Source organism: Pseudomonas fluorescens, from assembly GCF_900215245.1.
Lineage (GTDB): Bacteria > Pseudomonadota > Gammaproteobacteria > Pseudomonadales > Pseudomonadaceae > Aquipseudomonas > Aquipseudomonas fluorescens.
Genome location: NZ_LT907842.1, coordinates 2,301,161 through 2,317,590, shown reverse-complemented (window position 1 = coordinate 2,317,590; position 16,430 = coordinate 2,301,161). Strand labels below are relative to the sequence as shown.

9 protein-coding genes, 2 tRNA genes and 3 rRNA genes are annotated in these 16,430 nt (G+C 56.1%); 6 read left to right on the top strand and 8 right to left on the bottom strand.

Annotation, left to right across the window (positions count from 1 at the left end):
• Positions 1 to 96 precede the first annotated feature (96 nt).
• Positions 97 to 435 carry a hypothetical protein gene (locus tag CPH89_RS10860; RefSeq protein ID WP_053253715.1) on the top strand — a complete coding sequence of 113 codons (339 nt, stop codon included), beginning with the start codon at positions 97 to 99 and terminating at the stop codon, positions 433 to 435.
• Between the two features lie 142 nt (positions 436 to 577).
• On the opposite strand, the gene lapD is transcribed toward CPH89_RS10860, so the two are convergent.
• Positions 578 to 2,524 (bottom strand): cyclic di-GMP receptor LapD, encoded by a 1,947-nt coding sequence (gene lapD / locus CPH89_RS10855; protein ID WP_053253714.1) that lies wholly within the window; start codon positions 2,522 to 2,524, stop codon positions 578 to 580.
• A 14-nt stretch (positions 2,525 to 2,538) separates the two neighbouring features.
• Positions 2,539 to 3,162 carry a cysteine protease LapG gene (lapG, locus tag CPH89_RS10850; protein ID WP_408634335.1) on the bottom strand — a complete coding sequence of 208 codons (624 nt, stop codon included), beginning with the start codon at positions 3,160 to 3,162 and terminating at the stop codon, positions 2,539 to 2,541.
• 318 nt (positions 3,163 to 3,480) lie between these two features.
• On the opposite strand from lapG, the gene CPH89_RS10845 reads away from it, so the two are divergent.
• The 5 genes from CPH89_RS10845 (at position 3,481) to CPH89_RS10825 (ending at position 10,128) form a co-directional block, all read left to right on the top strand.
• Positions 3,481 to 4,191, top strand: a complete 711-nt coding sequence (locus CPH89_RS10845) for a GntR family transcriptional regulator (RefSeq protein ID WP_053253712.1) — start codon at positions 3,481 to 3,483, stop codon at positions 4,189 to 4,191.
• A gap of 383 nt (positions 4,192 to 4,574) precedes the next feature.
• The gene (locus CPH89_RS10840; RefSeq protein WP_053253711.1) at positions 4,575 to 5,333 is read left to right on the top strand and encodes a DUF3050 domain-containing protein; all 759 of its coding nucleotides are present in this window, start codon (positions 4,575 to 4,577) and stop codon (positions 5,331 to 5,333) included.
• On the top strand, positions 5,330 to 6,277 hold the full coding sequence (locus tag CPH89_RS10835) for a diiron oxygenase (protein ID WP_053253710.1): 948 nt from the start codon (positions 5,330 to 5,332) through the stop codon (positions 6,275 to 6,277). The genes CPH89_RS10840 and CPH89_RS10835 overlap by 4 nt, the downstream gene beginning before the upstream one ends.
• Positions 6,274 to 9,651: an amino acid adenylation domain-containing protein gene (locus tag CPH89_RS10830; protein WP_053253709.1), complete on the top strand. Its 3,378-nt coding sequence runs from the start codon at positions 6,274 to 6,276 to the stop codon at positions 9,649 to 9,651. Before CPH89_RS10835 ends, CPH89_RS10830 begins: the two co-directional genes overlap by 4 nt.
• A gap of 18 nt (positions 9,652 to 9,669) precedes the next feature.
• Positions 9,670 to 10,128: an SRPBCC family protein gene (locus CPH89_RS10825; protein WP_053253708.1), complete on the top strand. Its 459-nt coding sequence runs from the start codon at positions 9,670 to 9,672 to the stop codon at positions 10,126 to 10,128.
• A gap of 39 nt (positions 10,129 to 10,167) precedes the next feature.
• Here CPH89_RS10825 and CPH89_RS10820 read toward each other — a convergent pair whose 3' ends face one another.
• The 6 genes from CPH89_RS10820 to CPH89_RS10795 all read right to left on the bottom strand — a co-directional run bounded on the left by CPH89_RS10820 (position 10,168) and on the right by CPH89_RS10795 (position 16,376).
• A complete protein-coding gene (locus CPH89_RS10820; RefSeq protein ID WP_053253707.1) occupies positions 10,168 to 12,048 on the bottom strand; it encodes a methyl-accepting chemotaxis protein in 1,881 nt (626 codons plus the stop codon).
• 491 nt (positions 12,049 to 12,539) lie between these two features.
• Positions 12,540 to 12,655, bottom strand: a 5S ribosomal RNA gene (gene rrf / locus CPH89_RS10815).
• A 109-nt stretch (positions 12,656 to 12,764) separates the two neighbouring features.
• Positions 12,765 to 12,880: ribosomal RNA gene (rrf, locus tag CPH89_RS10810) — 5S ribosomal RNA — on the bottom strand.
• A gap of 171 nt (positions 12,881 to 13,051) precedes the next feature.
• Positions 13,052 to 15,943, bottom strand: a 23S ribosomal RNA gene (locus tag CPH89_RS10805).
• A 250-nt stretch (positions 15,944 to 16,193) separates the two neighbouring features.
• A tRNA-Ala gene (locus CPH89_RS10800) sits at positions 16,194 to 16,269 on the bottom strand.
• 30 nt (positions 16,270 to 16,299) lie between these two features.
• Positions 16,300 to 16,376 (bottom strand) — tRNA-Ile (locus CPH89_RS10795).
• Positions 16,377 to 16,430 lie beyond the last annotated feature (54 nt).

The window sequence follows — 16,430 nt, the reverse complement described above, 5'->3', positions numbered from 1 at the left end:
TGGCCCTGGCGCAAGGTTGCATCGCATACTCGCGCCCATAAACACACCGTTGGCCTATGCTGGTGAACGCGTGTGGCTCATTTTCGAGGGTTTGTTATGTTTTACGTGCAACGTGATGCACAGGGTGCATTGAGTCGCGTGGAGGCCGCCGCCTTTACCGAGTCGACCGAAACCCTGCCGGCCGATCACCATGAGATCCAGGCCTGGTACGCCAACGAAGTGGTGGAAACCAGCCTGGCGCAGCTCAAGCAGAGCGACCTGGAGATGATCCGGGTACTGGACGACTTGATTCAGGTGCTGACCCGCAAGGGTGTCATCAGCGTGACGGACTTGCCGCCGGCGGCACAGGCCAAGTTGATGGACCGTACCCACGCACGGGAAGCGTTGGGTGGGTTGAGCCACCTGATCAATGATGAAGAGACTGGGTTGATCTGAACTCACGAATTTTAACGGTAAGCGTGTGTGGGAGCCGGGCTTGCCCGCGATTGCATCACCTCGGTATGTCAGTCACACCCGAGGTGATGCAATCGCAGGCAAGCCAGCTCCCACATAAGCCTGCTTGCACATTAGGTTTGGCTTACTTCCAGGGCGCAGGCTCACCAAACAGCTGACCCTGCACGCCGAAAATCCCCATCTCGCGAATCACTTTCAGCTCTCCCTCGGTTTCCACGCGCTCGGCGATCAACGGCAGGTCGATGCTGTGGGCCGCGCGCTGGATCGCCTCGATAAACAGGCGTTTGTCGCTTTCCTGGTCGATGGCGCGGATGTAGCTGCCGTCGATCTTCAGGTACGCCAGGCCCAGCCGTGCCAGGTTGCCGATCATGCTGAACCGCCCACCAAAACGCTGCAGGCTCAGGGAGAATCCCAGCTCGCGCAGGCGCTGGGTCAACTGTTCCAGCAAGGCCTGTTCGGGCAATTGTTCTTCGCCGATTTCCAGCGTCAGGCGCGGGCCCAGGTTGCTGTGCTGGCGTAGCAGCTCAAAAATCCGGCTGAGCGCCTGGGTATCCTGCAAGGTTGCGGCTGAGAGGTTCAGCGCCAGGCTGTGAGTGTGACCGGCCATCTGCTTGAGCACTTGCTCGAGCATCAGACGGTCCAGGCGGGCGGTCCAGCCGAAACGCTCAAGCCACGGCAGGAAACGCCCGGCGGGTATCGTATGGCCGTCTTCGTCCTGCAAGCGCGACAGTACTTTGTAGTGCAAGACCAGTTGCGGGTCCTGGCTGGCGACAACCGGTTGGAAGTACAGCTGAAACCGCTGCTGGGTCAGGGCCTGGTCCAACAGTGTGTGCCAGGCATGGTGATCGTCACCCACGCTGGCGGCGGCACTGTGGTCGAGGCATACCCAACTGGAGTCGCCCTGCCCTTCGGCCTGGGCCAGGGCCTGATCAGCCAGGGTCAACAGGGCCTGCGGTGAATCGCCATGGTTAAACGGCGCCAGGCCGATGTAGGCGACCGGTGTGACATCACTGGCGGCGGTCGCCTGAAGGCTGAGCAAGGTGTTTTCAAGGTTCTGCGCCAATTGCAGTGCTTCTTCACGTGTCAGCCCCGGCGCCAGCACTGCGAACTCACCGCCACGGATACGCGTGACGAGGTTGTGGGTTTCCGGATAAGGCTCACACTGGCGCAGCAGTTGTTCGCCGACCGCTTGCAGCAATTGGTCGGTGCGCTGGCCACCCAGGCGCTGGTTGAGACCGGCCAGGTCCTTGACCCGCAATAGCAGCAGATAGCCGGAGTTGGTCTCTTCCGGGTTGCTGACGCGCGCATTGAGCTGCATCTCGAAATAACGACGGTTGGCGAGGCCGGTGAGGTTGTCCTGGTAGGATTCGATGCGCAGTTTTTCGCTGCGCTCCGCTTGCTCCTGGAACAGCGCCTTGAGCTTTTCGACCATCTGGTTCATGGCCTGCACCACACGTCGCAGTTCCGGTGTGCGTGGCAGGTCTGGCAAGCTTAGGAATTCGCGACGAGCGATGGCGTGGGACTGCTTGACCATGTAGTCCAACGGCTTCAACTGCCGCCGCAGCAACAACGCGCCAAGCACCGCACTCACCGCCCCGCACAACAGCAACCAACCCAGGCTGCCCAAGGCGCTTTGCCAGAGTTTGGCCAGGGCGAACATCGGGTGGCTGACCACCTCCACGCGCGCCGCCTGTTCCCAACCGCGACTGACCAGCGCGTCACCACCGGCCGGCTCCAGCCCGATGAGTTTGACGAACCAGTTGGGCACACCGTTGTTGTCAGGAATACCGCTGCGTTCGACGATGGTTTTATCGGTGGCCAAGTCCACGACGCGGATGCTGGCGTAATAGCCGCTGTCGAAGATCGAGCTGACCAGCAACTCCACCATGGCCGGGTCGTCGATATTCGGCGTCAGCGACAGCGCCAGTGCGGTCGCCGCGTCCTGTGCATGGGAACGCAGTTGGTTGACGTATTGGGTACGCGAGCTTTCGAGACTGACCATGAAGCTGCCGCTGAAGGCGACTACCAGGAACAGACAGATTGCGATCAATAGTTGTTTGAACAGAGACATCCGATCAGTTACTCCTAGTTGGCAGGCTCGGCCGGGAAGCCTTCCGCACGCATTTTTCTCAACACATCCTGCCAGCGCGACAAGCGTTTGGTGTCACCGACTTTCTTGTTGCCCTTGGCGCCGGGCAGGTACAAGCCCTCGGCGTTGAATGAGTACACCGGGACCAGGTCGGTACGGCGGGTCGCCGGCAGAATCTCGTCCATCAGGCTGTCGAGCACCAGCGGGATGGCTTCGGGGGTCGGATAATACGTCAGCACCATATGCGCGCGATTCTGACGCAAGGCCTTGACGTACGTAATGCGCAATTTGTCGCTGGAGACGCCCAGGTGACGCAGGCTGAAATACTTGGCGATTGCGTAGTCCTCACAATCTCCGGCACCTTTCCACAGCGCTTCGATAGGGGTCTCCCAATAGTCGACCACGTGCCACAAGTCGATGTCTTCCACATAAGTCATTTGCTTGTTGAAGAACAGGTTCACGACCTTGAGTTGCTCCTGTTCGTCGACCTTCTTTTCGGTCGCCAGCAGCCGCTGCCAGGCATCGATACGCTGCTGTCCCTCCCCCAGCGGCCCATACAAAGCGGTGGCTTTGCGGCTGATCTGAGAGAAATCCCAATCGGCATGCAGCCCGCCGGGCATCAAGCCAGCCAACAAAGTCGCTGAAAGTAGCCAGCACACTATTCGAGAGGGAATAAAACTTACCGCCAAGGCGTTCAGTCCGTGAAGAGAGACGGAATTTCAGGGATGGTGAAGCTTCAACCACCAAAAAACAATGGCACAGTGCAATCATTCATAAGCGGCCCGAATTTATAAACGCCCCTTGTGGGATGCATAAAGTACATCCCGTAAGCCCTTACAAACTGAAACCCTGGCTGTTTGACAAGTGTGTGACCCATCTTTAGTGTGCATTGGATCCAATTAAACACACTTTATTCAAGCAAGGAGGATAGCGTAACCGTGACGCAGAAGCCGAACCCTTTAAGCAGCATCAAAATCAGCGGGCCTATCCCAGCCCATCTTGCTCGCGCCGTTATTGAAGAAACGTTGCGCAATGCCATTCTCGATGGTCGCTTGCCCTGTGGTACCGCGATGCGCCAGCAAGAACTGGCCAGCCTGTTCGGCGTCAGCCGCATGCCTGTGCGAGAAGCCCTGCGCCAATTGGAAGCTCAATCCTTACTGCATGTGGTGACCCACAAAGGCGCCGTGGTTGCGCCGTTGATCGAAGATAACTCGGCCGAGACCTATGCACTGCGCATATTGCTGGAATCCGAAGCGCTGCGCTTATCGATTCCGCGGCTCACCGATGCGGATATTGCGCAAGCCGACGCCTGCATCCATGCCCTGGAACGCGAGAAAGACTATTCCGAGATTGGCCGACTCAATCGCCTGTTCCACATGGCGCTGTATGGCAAAGCGCCGAACCAGCGGCTGCTCAAATTGGTTGAGCATGGTTTGAACGAGGAAGAGCGCTTTCTGCGCTTCAACCTCGAGGCAATGGGGCTGGGCGAGACGTCTCAGGAAGACCACCGTGAACTGTTGAGCCTGGTCGCGCAGAAAAAAGTCGAGGAAAGTATTCTGACGCTGCGCAATCACCTGACGCGCGGGATGGAGGTGATCTCGACTTATCTCAATAGTCTTGAAGCCAACGAAAAGAATAGCGCGCGGTAAACTTCTAAAGCGCTGTGCCTACACCTTACCCATACAGTGCGGTACTCCTGTTCCATCAGGGAGCCTCCGCACAGGCATACGCCAGCCCCAACAACTCAACTTAAATAAACCCGCTCGTCGCAAGGAAACATCCGACAACCCATCAAGTAACGCATTCACAGCAATTATCTCTCGAAAAAACTTCTAATACATTTACACGCTCATCAAAACGTTTAGTCAGATTATTATCCGCCCCGAATAAAACACACACTTCGTACCGCGGCGCGGACCTGCGTCCGTCCACCGCTGCACGTGCGCTGGGGCTAAAACGCCAACTTTTCATATTGAATTAAACACCTCATCACTGTTTCCAGAACAGTCGCAACAACTTATAGGCGTCAACCATGCACCAACACTTACTTGAACAAAAAAAACTGCAGTTATGCAGCCATCCGTTATTTACTGAAATAACTACACTTAACAAGTTACAACTTTTCATGGAACACCATGTGTTTGCCGTCTGGGACTTCATGGCACTGACCAAACGCCTGCAGCAGGATCTGACCTGCACGCAATTACCCTGGCTCCCACCGACAGACCCACTCGCCGCACGCCTCATTAATGAAATCGTGCTCGGCGAAGAGTCGGATGAACACCCGACACGAGGCGCTTGCAGCCACTTTGAACTGTATCTGGAAGCCATGGCTGAAGTCGGCGCCAGCACCATCCCTGTTCGGCGCTTCATTGAGCTGCAGCGTCAGGGCGTGCCGGCGAGCGTTGCCTTGCAGTTGGTCAACGTCCTGCCAGGCGTAGCTCGCTTCGTAGATACCACGTTGCAGATCGCACTGAACGCACCCACACACTGCGTGGCTGCGGCCTTCTTGCATGGCCGCGAGAGTGTCATACCGTCGATGTTCGAACGCATTCTGCACGGCAACCCATTGATTGAGCGCCAGGCACCGACCTTATGCCACTACCTCAGCCGTCACATCGCGCTGGACTCCCAGGAACATGGGCCAGGGGCAGAGGCTGTGCTTGACCGCCTGATCGACGCAGACCCGGCGCGTCAAAACCAGGCAGATGACTACGCGCTCGACGCCGTAGAAAGTCGACTCAGCTTGTGGGACGACGTACGGGCCTCGTTGCAAGAGGTGCAATCATGATTGCCGCGCACTACCGCTCCTTTGCCGAAGACTGGGAACGCCGGGCAACTGTCCGAACCCGCCCTCGGCGCTTGCTCGAAAACGATGACAGATTGATCTACCCGCTGTGTCGGCAGCCGCTGGTACTCAATGCGACCTTTCTCGAACACTGCCCGCAGTGGCGCGACTTTGTGCTGGTGCAAAGCTTCTACAAATTCATCAATGATGTGGTGATCTTCGAAACCGAAATCGTCGACAAGACCGCCCGTAGTATCGCCAAGAATCGCTTCTCGTTGCCCTTCCCTCTCGCCTGTCGCGTGGATGCGATGACCATCGTGGTGGATGAGGACTACCACGCGCTGGTTGCACTGGATTTCCTGCAACAGACCGTGGAAATGACCGGCATCCAACCGCTCGATCTGCCCGCGCAAATCGAACTGAGCCGCGCCCTGCCCGCCGCGTGTGCAATGGCAGCGCCACACCTGCGCGATGCCGTGGAGTTGATTGGCGTAGCCATCGCCGAAAACACCGTAACCCATGCCGTAGCGGCGTTTTCCAAGGACGACAGTGTCAAGCCATCCATCCGTGGCCTGATGGCCGATCACTTGTTTGACGAAGGGCGCCATGCACAGTTCTGGACGCAATTGGTGCGTCTCTACTGGCAGGCGGCAACCCCGGGCGATCGCGATAGCATCGCGGAAATCCTGCCGTTTTTTTTGATGCATTACCTGACCAATGACCTGCAAAAAGGCTTCGATCTACAGCTGATCGAACACCTGGATGTCAGCGGCGATACCCGACAGGCGCTGCGGGATGAAGTCGCGGCGCTGGACTTTCCCATCACCCGCCAGCATCCGCTGCTCGGCAACATCATGGGGTTCCTGCACCAGAGCGGCGTGCTGAGCACACCCAGCGTGGCCTGTGCCCTGAGCGACTATCTCCCCGACACGCGGAGGCCGGCATGAGACGCTTGAGGATTGGATGGAGCGGCACCAGCGAGGCCCTGGAGGCGGTCAGGCAAACGTTGGAACAATACGGGCATGTCAGCGCAACAGAAGCCGTTGATGTGCTCATTGAGGACGGCAGCCAACCACCGCCCACACGTTCCGACAACGCTCTAGGGTTAAGCCTGCGCCTGGGTATCGGCCCGGTGACCGACTACGGGCTTCCCTCTGTGCAGTTGCGTTGCTATGCCCATGACCAGCGTGTGCTGGCGGTGCAGGACGTTGCCGAGGAGCCCAGCGGCAACGGCCAACGTCTGCGCCGGCAAGCGACGAACACACTGGTCGAATGGATCGCCTTGCTGATCAGCGGCTTCGCAAGGGACACCGCGCTCTTCACGGCCGTAACCACCGCCAATACGTGGCCCGAGCACAGCTTGAAAGGGCTGGACGCACTGGCATTTCTGCATCGATTCAATCGCACTGCGCAGCCGGCGCTGCTGCAGGCCGCCCAAGTACCGATCATCGAACGGCTACAGACCAGTCTTAATACCTTCGCAGAACGAACGGCGCTGAACATCGCGGGCGACAGGCTCAGTTACCGCCAATTACACCAGCGAGCCCTGTCGATCCAGCAACGCCTGCGCCCGTTATTGAAGGGCATTGAGTCGCCCCCGGTGGTCGGCGTGTGTCTGCAAAAATCTGTCGAGCTGTACGCCAGTATTCTCGCGGTATTGGGGTGCGGTGCGGTTTACCTGCCACTGGCGCCGGAACATCCGTCACCGCGCCATCAAGCCATGCTGCAAAGCACTAAGGCCAGGCTGTTGCTCGATGATGGCCAGCACCCTCTGCGCGACCATTTCATTGCCCTGAATGTCTGTACTGTCGACCCCGTCCTGGCCGACCCCACGCAACCCTTGATGCACCATCACCCCAGCATCGAAGCACCCTGCATCGCGCTTTTCACCTCGGGCACCACTGGCCAACCGAAGGGCGTACTGCTGAGTCAACGCAACCTTGCGCATTTCACCGCCTGGTTCGCTACTCGCCTGGCGCTGGACGAACAGAGCCGTGTGCTGCAATTTTCGCCGCTGAGTTTCGACTCCTCGTTGATCGATATTTTCCCTGCTCTGATAGCCGGTGCCGAGTTGATCGTCCCGAGTGAAGCCCAGCAACGCGATCCTCATCAGTTGGTCGAGCTGATTCGCCATCAGCCCATCAGCCATGCCTTTCTGCCGCCCGCGCTCCTCAGCATTCTGCCGTTGGAGGAGCCGTTGGGCATCAGCCATCTGTTGACCGGTGGTGATGCCTGCGAGCCGTCTGTGATCGAACGATTGGCGAGCCAGTGCCAAGTGCACAACCTCTACGGCCCTACCGAGAGCACGGTGCTGGTCACCAACCGGACGTTTCAACCCGGTGACAGCAACCGCAACATCGGCCACCCCATTGCAAACAGCCAAGTGTTGATCCTCGACGACACGCTGCAACCCGTAGATGAACAGGTAATGGGCGATCTGTACATCATCGGCCCCGGCATAAGCCTGGGGTATGTGAACGCGCCGCAGCAGGTCGACAACCCGTTCGTGGTGGTGACACTGCCTGATGGCCAGACACTGCAGGCTTACCGCAGCGGTGACCTGGCGAAATGGATGCCGGACGGTATCGAGCTGGGTGGCCGGCGGGATGACCAGGTGAAGATCCGTGGCTTTCGAGTCGAGCCCCAGGAGATCGAACAGTGCCTGAGCGCCAGTCGATTATTCCGTCAGGTGGCCGTGGTGATCGATGGTGATCGCAGGATTCTCTGCGTTGTCGCCCAGCCCGAATCGGGCGCCACGGTGGCGGGCCTCAAGCGACATGCACAGCAGTGGCTGCCGGATTACATGCAGCCCGCGGTGTGGACTGAGTTACCCACGATGCCGCGCACCAGCCATGGCAAGATCGACCGCGTGGCCTTACTGGCGCTGCCGAAGCACGCCAGGCCCCACTCACACCGCCGACCTGCGCAAACACCTCTGCAAACGCGTCTGGTGACGTTATGGAGCGAGTTGCTGGATATACCCGGCGATGACTTTTCAATTGATGACAGCTTTTTCAATTTGGGCGGTCATTCCATCCTGCTGTCGACCCTGCTGCTGCGACTGCGCGAAGCGTTTGGCCGCAGCCTCTCATTGAACCGTTTCTTTGAAGCTCCGACGATTCGTACGCTCACTGCACTGATGGAGGACGGCGCGACACCTGAAGTACCGTCAGGCCAGGTGGAGCAAGATGCTTCGCAGGCGCTGAATATACAAATGCTGCACGAACATCGCATTGGCGATCTGCGCAAGGTGATCGTCACAGGCGCCAACAGTTTTGTCGGCGTGCATCTCGTCGAAGCGTTGTTGGCAGGGGGAGCACTGGAGGTGACATGCCTGGTGCGTGAACAGCCGGGCCAGTGCGCCATGGCGCGGTTTACCCAGGCATTACACGAGTATCGCCTGGAGCATTTGGACATGAGCCGGGTGCAGGTATACGCCGCCGATATCAGCCAGCCTCGTCTGGGCCTGGCCTGCGATGTGTATGAGCGAATCGCTCGCAGCCATGGCGTGTTGGTGCACAACGCAGCGCGGGTCAATCATGTGATGGATTATGCGTCACTGGCCAGGGACAACGTCGAACCGGTACTGGAGTGCCTGCGACTGTGTGAAACCCACTGCAAAAAAGTCTTCAATTTCATCTCGACGCTGTCGGCTTGCAGCAGCATCAACGCCCAAGGGTACATCCTCGAAACACCGGCGGTGGCCACGTTGCCGCTCTACCTCAAGAATGGCTATAACCTGTCCAAATGGGTCGCCGAGCGGCTGTTGGGGCGTGCGGTCGAACAAGGTGCCTGGGTGAACATCTATCGCCCGGGCAACATCGCCTTCAACAGCCGCAGCGGAGTCTGCCAGCCGCAAAACAATCGCCTGATGCTAATGCTCAAAGGCTCATTGCAATTAGGTATGGCGCCACGCCTGAACGTGAACTTCGACCTGATGCCGGTGGATTTTTTTGCCCGTTTTGTCGCGTTCCACTGCGGCCAATCTGCGGTCGGGCAAAACGTATTCAACCTGCATAACCCGCAACCCTTGAGCTGGGATCACTATCTGGATGCTTTCAGCCAGGCGGGCCATCACTTCGAACGGGTGAGCGTTGCACACTGGCAACGAGAGCTACACACGGTGGGTCGCGATAACGCCCTGTTTGGTGTGCTGGGTTTCTATCTGGATGACCTTGCCGAAGACATCAGCGACATCTCGATGATTTGTCACGAGAACGCCCGCCAAGGTGTGGAAGCCATGGGCGAGCGATACCCGCAAAAGGACGCGACGCTGTTGCGCAGGGGCTGCGATCACCTCAGCGCCATCGGCTTTCTCTGACCGTTTCAGGACACCCTTATGAAATTGCTGCAACCCGATACATTGATCCGCAACCCGAATGGCTCCCCCTTGAAGGCGTCTGTCGACGTCGCGTGCGAAGCCGCCCGCCTATGGAGCGTGGTAGGCAACTTTGCGGAATTTGATGCCTTCATTCCCGCCCTTTCGCACATCGAAATGACCGGCACAGGTGTAGGCGCACTGCGTACGAAATTTTTCCATGACGGGCATTGTGTCGTTGAGCAGCTCAACAGCCGAAACGACGACGCGATGTGCATGACCTGGACCACCCTCTACAACACGTTGGGTGTCGCCCAACTGTGGGCCGCAATGAGTGTGCAAGCGCTTGGCGCGGGATACTCCAGGGCGATCTGGACACTGATTGGCGAACCGGTCGATACACCGCAGGCGGAGTTTGAACAGTTTGTTCAAGCCTTCGCCGACAGCGCCCTGGAGAATGTGCGAAAGATGCTTGGCTGATCAGCAGGAGCGAAAGGCTTCGCCCCTGCATAACGTGGATCAGATTTTGAAGCTGTCGACCAATTGCTTCAGGCGGCTGGCCTGCTGGGACAGCGCATCGCAGTCCTTAAGCGTTTCGTTGAGATTGGCCACGCCTTGCTGGTTCAGCAGATTGATCTGGTTGATATCCACGTTGAGGGTTTCAACCACCGCCGTCTGCTCCTCGGTGGCGGCAGCAACCGATTGGTTCATGCCATCGATCTCGACGATTCGCTGCGTCACGCTGACCAGGCGCTCACCGGCCTGGTTGGCCACTTCAACGCTTTCTTCGCTGGAGGTCTGGCTGGCGTTCATGGTGGTCACCGCTTCACGCGAACCCACTTGCAACGAAGTGATCATTTTGTGGATCTCTTCCGCAGACTCCTGGGTACGGTGAGCCAGGTTACGCACCTCATCGGCAACCACGGCAAACCCACGCCCGGCTTCCCCGGCACGGGCAGCTTCGATCGCGGCATTGAGCGCTAACAAGTTGGTTTGCTGGGAGATACCTTTGATCACATCGAGAATGTGACCAATGTTGTCGGTGCTGGCGTTGAGGGTTTCGATCTGCGTGCAGGACAGGCTGATCTTTTGCGACAGTTCCGACATTGCCAGGATGGTTTTTTCCACGACCTTGCGCCCGTCGTCTGCTTGTTCACTGGCACCACTGGCGTGCTGCGAAGCATCGGCCGCGTTGCGCGCGATTTCCTGGGTAGCGGCACCCAGCTCGTTGATCGCTGCAGCTACGCTGTTGGTACGTGCGCTTTGTTCGTCCGAGCCGATAATCGACGCGTTGGAAGACGCCATGACACGCTGGGACAGGTCGTGTACCTGTCGTGTTGCCGAAGAGACTTCGGAAATGGAGGCGTGGATACGCTCGACGAACTGGTTGAAAGCACTGCCGACCTCGCCAAACTCATCCTTACTGGTCACGTCCAGGCGACGAGTCAAATCGCCTTCACCCTGGGCAATGTCCTGCATGGCAACACCCATGGTGGTCAGCGGGCGCAACAGTACTTGAATCAGCAAGCTCAACAGCACCGCAATCGCCACCACAGCAATCAACATGGCAATCAACGCTGAAGTACGGAATTTACCCAGTGGTGCGTAGGCTTTGTCCTTGTCGATCGAGAGACCGATGTACCAGTCTGCACCCGGCAAACCGCTGATTGGCGTGAACGACAGAATGCGGTCCTGACCGTTTAAGACGACATCCTGACTGACCTTCTCAATACGAAGACTGGTGCCTGGGTAGATGTCCTTGAGGTTTTTCATCACCTGGTCCTGGTCAGGACTGACGATCACCTGACCATCCGCACTGACCAGAAACGCATGGCCGATGCCGCCAAAGTCCACCGAGTTGATGATCTTCACCAGGGTTTGCAAACTCAGGTCACCACCGACCACACCCAGCAGCTCACCGTTCTTTTTGACTGGCAGAGCGATGGTTACGATCTGACCACCCACTGCGGCCATGTAAGGCGGGGTGAGCATGGTTTTATCGGCAGCCACCGCTTGCTTGTACCAAGGTCGCTGACGTGGGTCGTAACCGTCAGGCATCTTCGCGTCAGGGCGCTGGGTGAACACACCATTGGTTTGACCGACATAGGTGAATTGGAAGTTTGAGGTGAATGCAGGCTGGTCGACCAGCCCTGGAAGGTCGGCACCACTCCCCTGATGGGCAACGTTTTGCGCCAGACTTTCGAGCACCAGGATGCGCCCACTGAGCCAGTTCTGCACACTGCTTGCCGTGAGCTCGCCCGATTGCTGGATAGACGACTCGAGGTTTTGCTTGATCGTGCTGCGCTGCAGGTAGTCGTTGTAGAGCGTGAATAACGCGAAGGCCAAAACCACGACGCCTGACGCGGCCAGTAGAATTTTATGACTGAACTTGAGATTCATTTCATCGACTTCTTTTGCCAAAGGGGGGTGAGCGTGCCGAGTGGAACATTCCATGTAACGGGATAGGCAGACTCTCAGGCCGCTCTATTTCGGTGCACGCATGGCTCATCAGGCTTTCGGCCAGGACGGAATAAATCTTAGAAATTTGTGAGATCCATCGTCGTTTTGAGTAGGAAAACGACCAGTGGTAGAGCTTCAGCACAGATACCTGTCCCGCTGCTTTCGATGGTTTCAGCGAAAGAGTGCCTATCTGCCAGACGTGGTTGAGATGGATAAATGGGGGTTCGTCGCGTTGTAGCTGCCTGGGACAGCTTGCGACTTGGCAGTGCGATGTCGGGTATAGAGATGGATAGATGCAGAGAACGCTTAGCATCGTTGATGCTTGCCTCTTAATACCGATCAATAGTCAGCAGCAAGAGCAGGTCAATTATCAAACCCTCTAAACGACAAAACCCCTGTCTGCGTTAGCAGACAGGGGTTTCGGAATTTAATCTTGACGATGACCTACTCTCACATGGGGAAACCCCACACTACCATCGGCGATGCATCGTTTCACTGCTGAGTTCGGGATGGGATCAGGTGGTTCCAATGCTCTATGGTCGTCAAGAAATTCTGTGTACCAGTACGTTGCATCAGCAACACACCAGTGAAATTCATGGACTTCTACATAAACAAAACCCCTGTTCGCGTTAGCAAACAGGGGTTCTGGAATTTAATCTTGACGATGACCTACTCTCACATGGGGAAACCCCACACTACCATCGGCGATGCATCGTTTCACTACTGAGTTCGGGATGGGATCAGGTGGTTCCAATGCTCTATGGTCGTCAAGAAATTCGGGTACTGAGTCGTGACCAGGTGGCCTCGCTTCAGCAAATTGGGTATGTGATAGCTTTCGGTGTTTTGTGAAATTCGAACTTTCGGTTCTATCGTCTTCACACACCGCAATCTGATGCTTCTGCTTGTTTCCAAGTCAGGAGTAGTCAAATTGCTTGGGTGTTATATGGTCAAGCCTCACGGGCAATTAGTATTGGTTAGCTCAACGCCTCACAGCGCTTACACACCCAACCTATCAACGTCGTAGTCTTCGACGGCCCTTCAGGGGACTCAAGGTCCCAGTGAGATCTCATCTTGAGGCTAGTTTCCCGCTTAGATGCTTTCAGCGGTTATCTATTCCGAACATAGCTACCCGGCAATGCCACTGGCGTGACAACCGGAACACCAGAGGTTCGTCCACTCCGGTCCTCTCGTACTAGGAGCAGCCCCTCTCAAATCTCAAACGTCCACGGCAGATAGGGACCGAACTGTCTCACGACGTTCTAAACCCAGCTCGCGTACCACTTTAAATGGCGAACAGCCATACCCTTGGGACCGGCTTCAGCCCCAGGATGTGATGAGCCGACATCGAGGTGCCAAACACCGCCGTCGATATGAACTCTTGGGCGGTATCAGCCTGTTATCCCCGGAGTACCTTTTATCCGTTGAGCGATGGCCCTTCCATACAGAACCACCGGATCACTAAGACCTACTTTCGTACCTGCTCGACGTGTCTGTCTCGCAGTCAAGCGCGCTTTTGCCTTTATACTCTACGACCGATTTCCGACCGGTCTGAGCGCACCTTCGTACTCCTCCGTTACTCTTTAGGAGGAGACCGCCCCAGTCAAACTACCCACCATACACTGTCCTCGATCCGGATAACGGACCTGAGTTAGAACCTCAAAGTTGCCAGGGTGGTATTTCAAGGTTGGCTCCACGCGAACTGGCGTCCACGCTTCAAAGCCTCCCACCTATCCTACACAAGCAAATTCAAAGTCCAGTGCAAAGCTATAGTAAAGGTTCACGGGGTCTTTCCGTCTAGCCGCGGATACACTGCATCTTCACAGCGATTTCAATTTCACTGAGTCTCGGGTGGAGACAGCGCCGCCATCGTTACGCCATTCGTGCAGGTCGGAACTTACCCGACAAGGAATTTCGCTACCTTAGGACCGTTATAGTTACGGCCGCCGTTTACCGGGGCTTCGATCAAGAGCTTCGCGTTAGCTAACCCCATCAATTAACCTTCCGGCACCGGGCAGGCGTCACACCCTATACGTCCACTTTCGTGTTTGCAGAGTGCTGTGTTTTTAATAAACAGTCGCAGCGGCCTGGTATCTTCGACCGGCATGAGCTTACGGAGCAAGTCCTTCACCCTCACCGGCGCACCTTCTCCCGAAGTTACGGTGCCATTTTGCCTAGTTCCTTCACCCGAGTTCTCTCAAGCGCCTTGGTATTCTCTACCCAACCACCTGTGTCGGTTTGGGGTACGGTTCCTGGTTACCTGAAGCTTAGAAGCTTTTCTTGGAAGCATGGCATCAACCACTTCGTCATCTAAAAGATAACTCGTCATCAGCTCTCGGCCTTAGAATCCCGGATTTACCTAAGATTCCAGCCTACCACCTTAAACTTGGACAACCAACGCCAAGCTGGCCTAGCCTTCTCCGTCCCTCCATCGCAATAACCAGAAGTACAGGAATATTAACCTGTTTTCCATCGACTACGCTTTTCAGCCTCGCCTTAGGGACCGACTAACCCTGCGTCGATTAACGTTGCGCAGGAAACCTTGGTCTTTCGGCGTGGGTGTTTTTCACACCCATTGTCGTTACTCATGTCAGCATTCGCACTTCTGATACCTCCAGCAAGCTTCTCAACTCACCTTCACAGGCTTACAGAACGCTCCTCTACCGCATCACTTACGTGATACCCGTAGCTTCGGTGTATGGTTTGAGCCCCGTTACATCTTCCGCGCAGGCCGACTCGACTAGTGAGCTATTACGCTTTCTTTAAAGGGTGGCTGCTTCTAAGCCAACCTCCTAGCTGTCTAAGCCTTCCCACATCGTTTCCCACTTAACCATAACTTTGGGACCTTAGCTGACGGTCTGGGTTGTTTCCCTTTTCACGACGGACGTTAGCACCCGCCGTGTGTCTCCCATGCTCGGCACTTGTAGGTATTCGGAGTTTGCATCGGTTTGGTAAGTCGGGATGACCCCCTAGCCGAAACAGTGCTCTACCCCCTACAGTGATACATGAGGCGCTACCTAAATAGCTTTCGAGGAGAACCAGCTATCTCCGAGCTTGATTAGCCTTTCACTCCGATCCACAGGTCATCCGCTAACTTTTCAACGGTAGTCGGTTCGGTCCTCCAGTTAGTGTTACCCAACCTTCAACCTGCCCATGGATAGATCGCCCGGTTTCGGGTCTATTCCCAGCGACTAGACGCCCTATTAAGACTCGCTTTCGCTACGCCTCCCCTATTCGGTTAAGCTCGCCACTGAAAATAAGTCGCTGACCCATTATACAAAAGGTACGCAGTCACAGAACAAAGTCTGCTCCCACTGCTTGTACGCATACGGTTTCAGGATCTATTTCACTCCCCTCTCCGGGGTTCTTTTCGCCTTTCCCTCACGGTACTAGTTCACTATCGGTCAGTCAGTAGTATTTAGCCTTGGAGGATGGTCCCCCCATATTCAGACAAAGTTTCTCGTGCTCCGTCCTACTCGATTTCATGACTAAGAGATTTTCGCGTACAGGGCTATCACCCACTATGGCCGCACTTTCCAGAGCGTTCCGCTAATCTCAAAGCCACTTAAGGGCTAGTCCCCGTTCGCTCGCCACTACTAAGGGAATCTCGGTTGATTTCTTTTCCTCAGGGTACTTAGATGTTTCAGTTCCCCTGGTTCGCCTCTTACGCCTATGTATTCAGCGTAAGATAACCATCTTATGATGGCTGGGTTCCCCCATTCAGACATCTCCGGATCAAAGTCTGTTTGCCGACTCCCCGAAGCTTTTCGCAGGCTACCACGTCTTTCATCGCCTCTGACTGCCAAGGCATCCACCGTATGCGCTTCTTCACTTGACCATATAACCCCAAGCAATCTGGTTATACTGTGAAGACAACATTCGCCGAAAATTCGATAATACTCAATTACGAGCAACTCACAAATTTTACCTTAGCCTGATCCGTTACCAGTGAAAGTAACGTTCAGTCTATCTTTCTATCACATACCCAAATTTTTAAAGAACGATCTAATCAAAGACTAGAAATCAACATTCACCATCATCACAATGGAATGCTCATTTCTAAGCTTTCGAAACTTCAGAAGCAGTAGTGGTGGAGCCAAACGGGATCGAACCGTTGACCTCCTGCGTGCAAGGCAGGCGCTCTCCCAGCTGAGCTATGGCCCCGTATTTCTACAGGCGTTTCCCACACAAAATTGGTGGGTCTGGGCAGATTCGAACTGCCGACCTCACCCTTATCAGGGGTGCGCTCTAACCAACTGAGCTACAGACCCAATTTCGGGCTGCTTCTTATCGTCTTCTTCAATGAATCAAGCAATTCGTGTGGG

Excerpts from the sequence above, each read along its gene's own strand:
- CPH89_RS10825 (WP_053253708.1), top strand. The coding sequence starts at position 9,670 with ATGAAATTGCTGCAACCCGATACATTGATCCGCAACCCGAATGGCTCC.
- CPH89_RS10830 (WP_053253709.1), top strand. The coding sequence starts at position 6,274 with ATGAGACGCTTGAGGATTGGATGGAGCGGCACCAGCGAGGCCCTGGAG.
- CPH89_RS10840 (WP_053253711.1), top strand. The coding sequence starts at position 4,575 with ATGCACCAACACTTACTTGAACAAAAAAAACTGCAGTTATGCAGCCAT.
- CPH89_RS10860 (WP_053253715.1), top strand. The coding sequence starts at position 97 with ATGTTTTACGTGCAACGTGATGCACAGGGTGCATTGAGTCGCGTGGAG.
- lapG (WP_408634335.1), bottom strand. The coding sequence starts at position 3,162 with ATGCCCGGCGGGCTGCATGCCGATTGGGATTTCTCTCAGATCAGCCGC.
- lapD (WP_053253714.1), bottom strand. The coding sequence starts at position 2,524 with ATGTCTCTGTTCAAACAACTATTGATCGCAATCTGTCTGTTCCTGGTA.
- CPH89_RS10820 (WP_053253707.1), bottom strand. The coding sequence starts at position 12,048 with ATGAATCTCAAGTTCAGTCATAAAATTCTACTGGCCGCGTCAGGCGTC.
- CPH89_RS10835 (WP_053253710.1), top strand. The coding sequence starts at position 5,330 with ATGATTGCCGCGCACTACCGCTCCTTTGCCGAAGACTGGGAACGCCGG.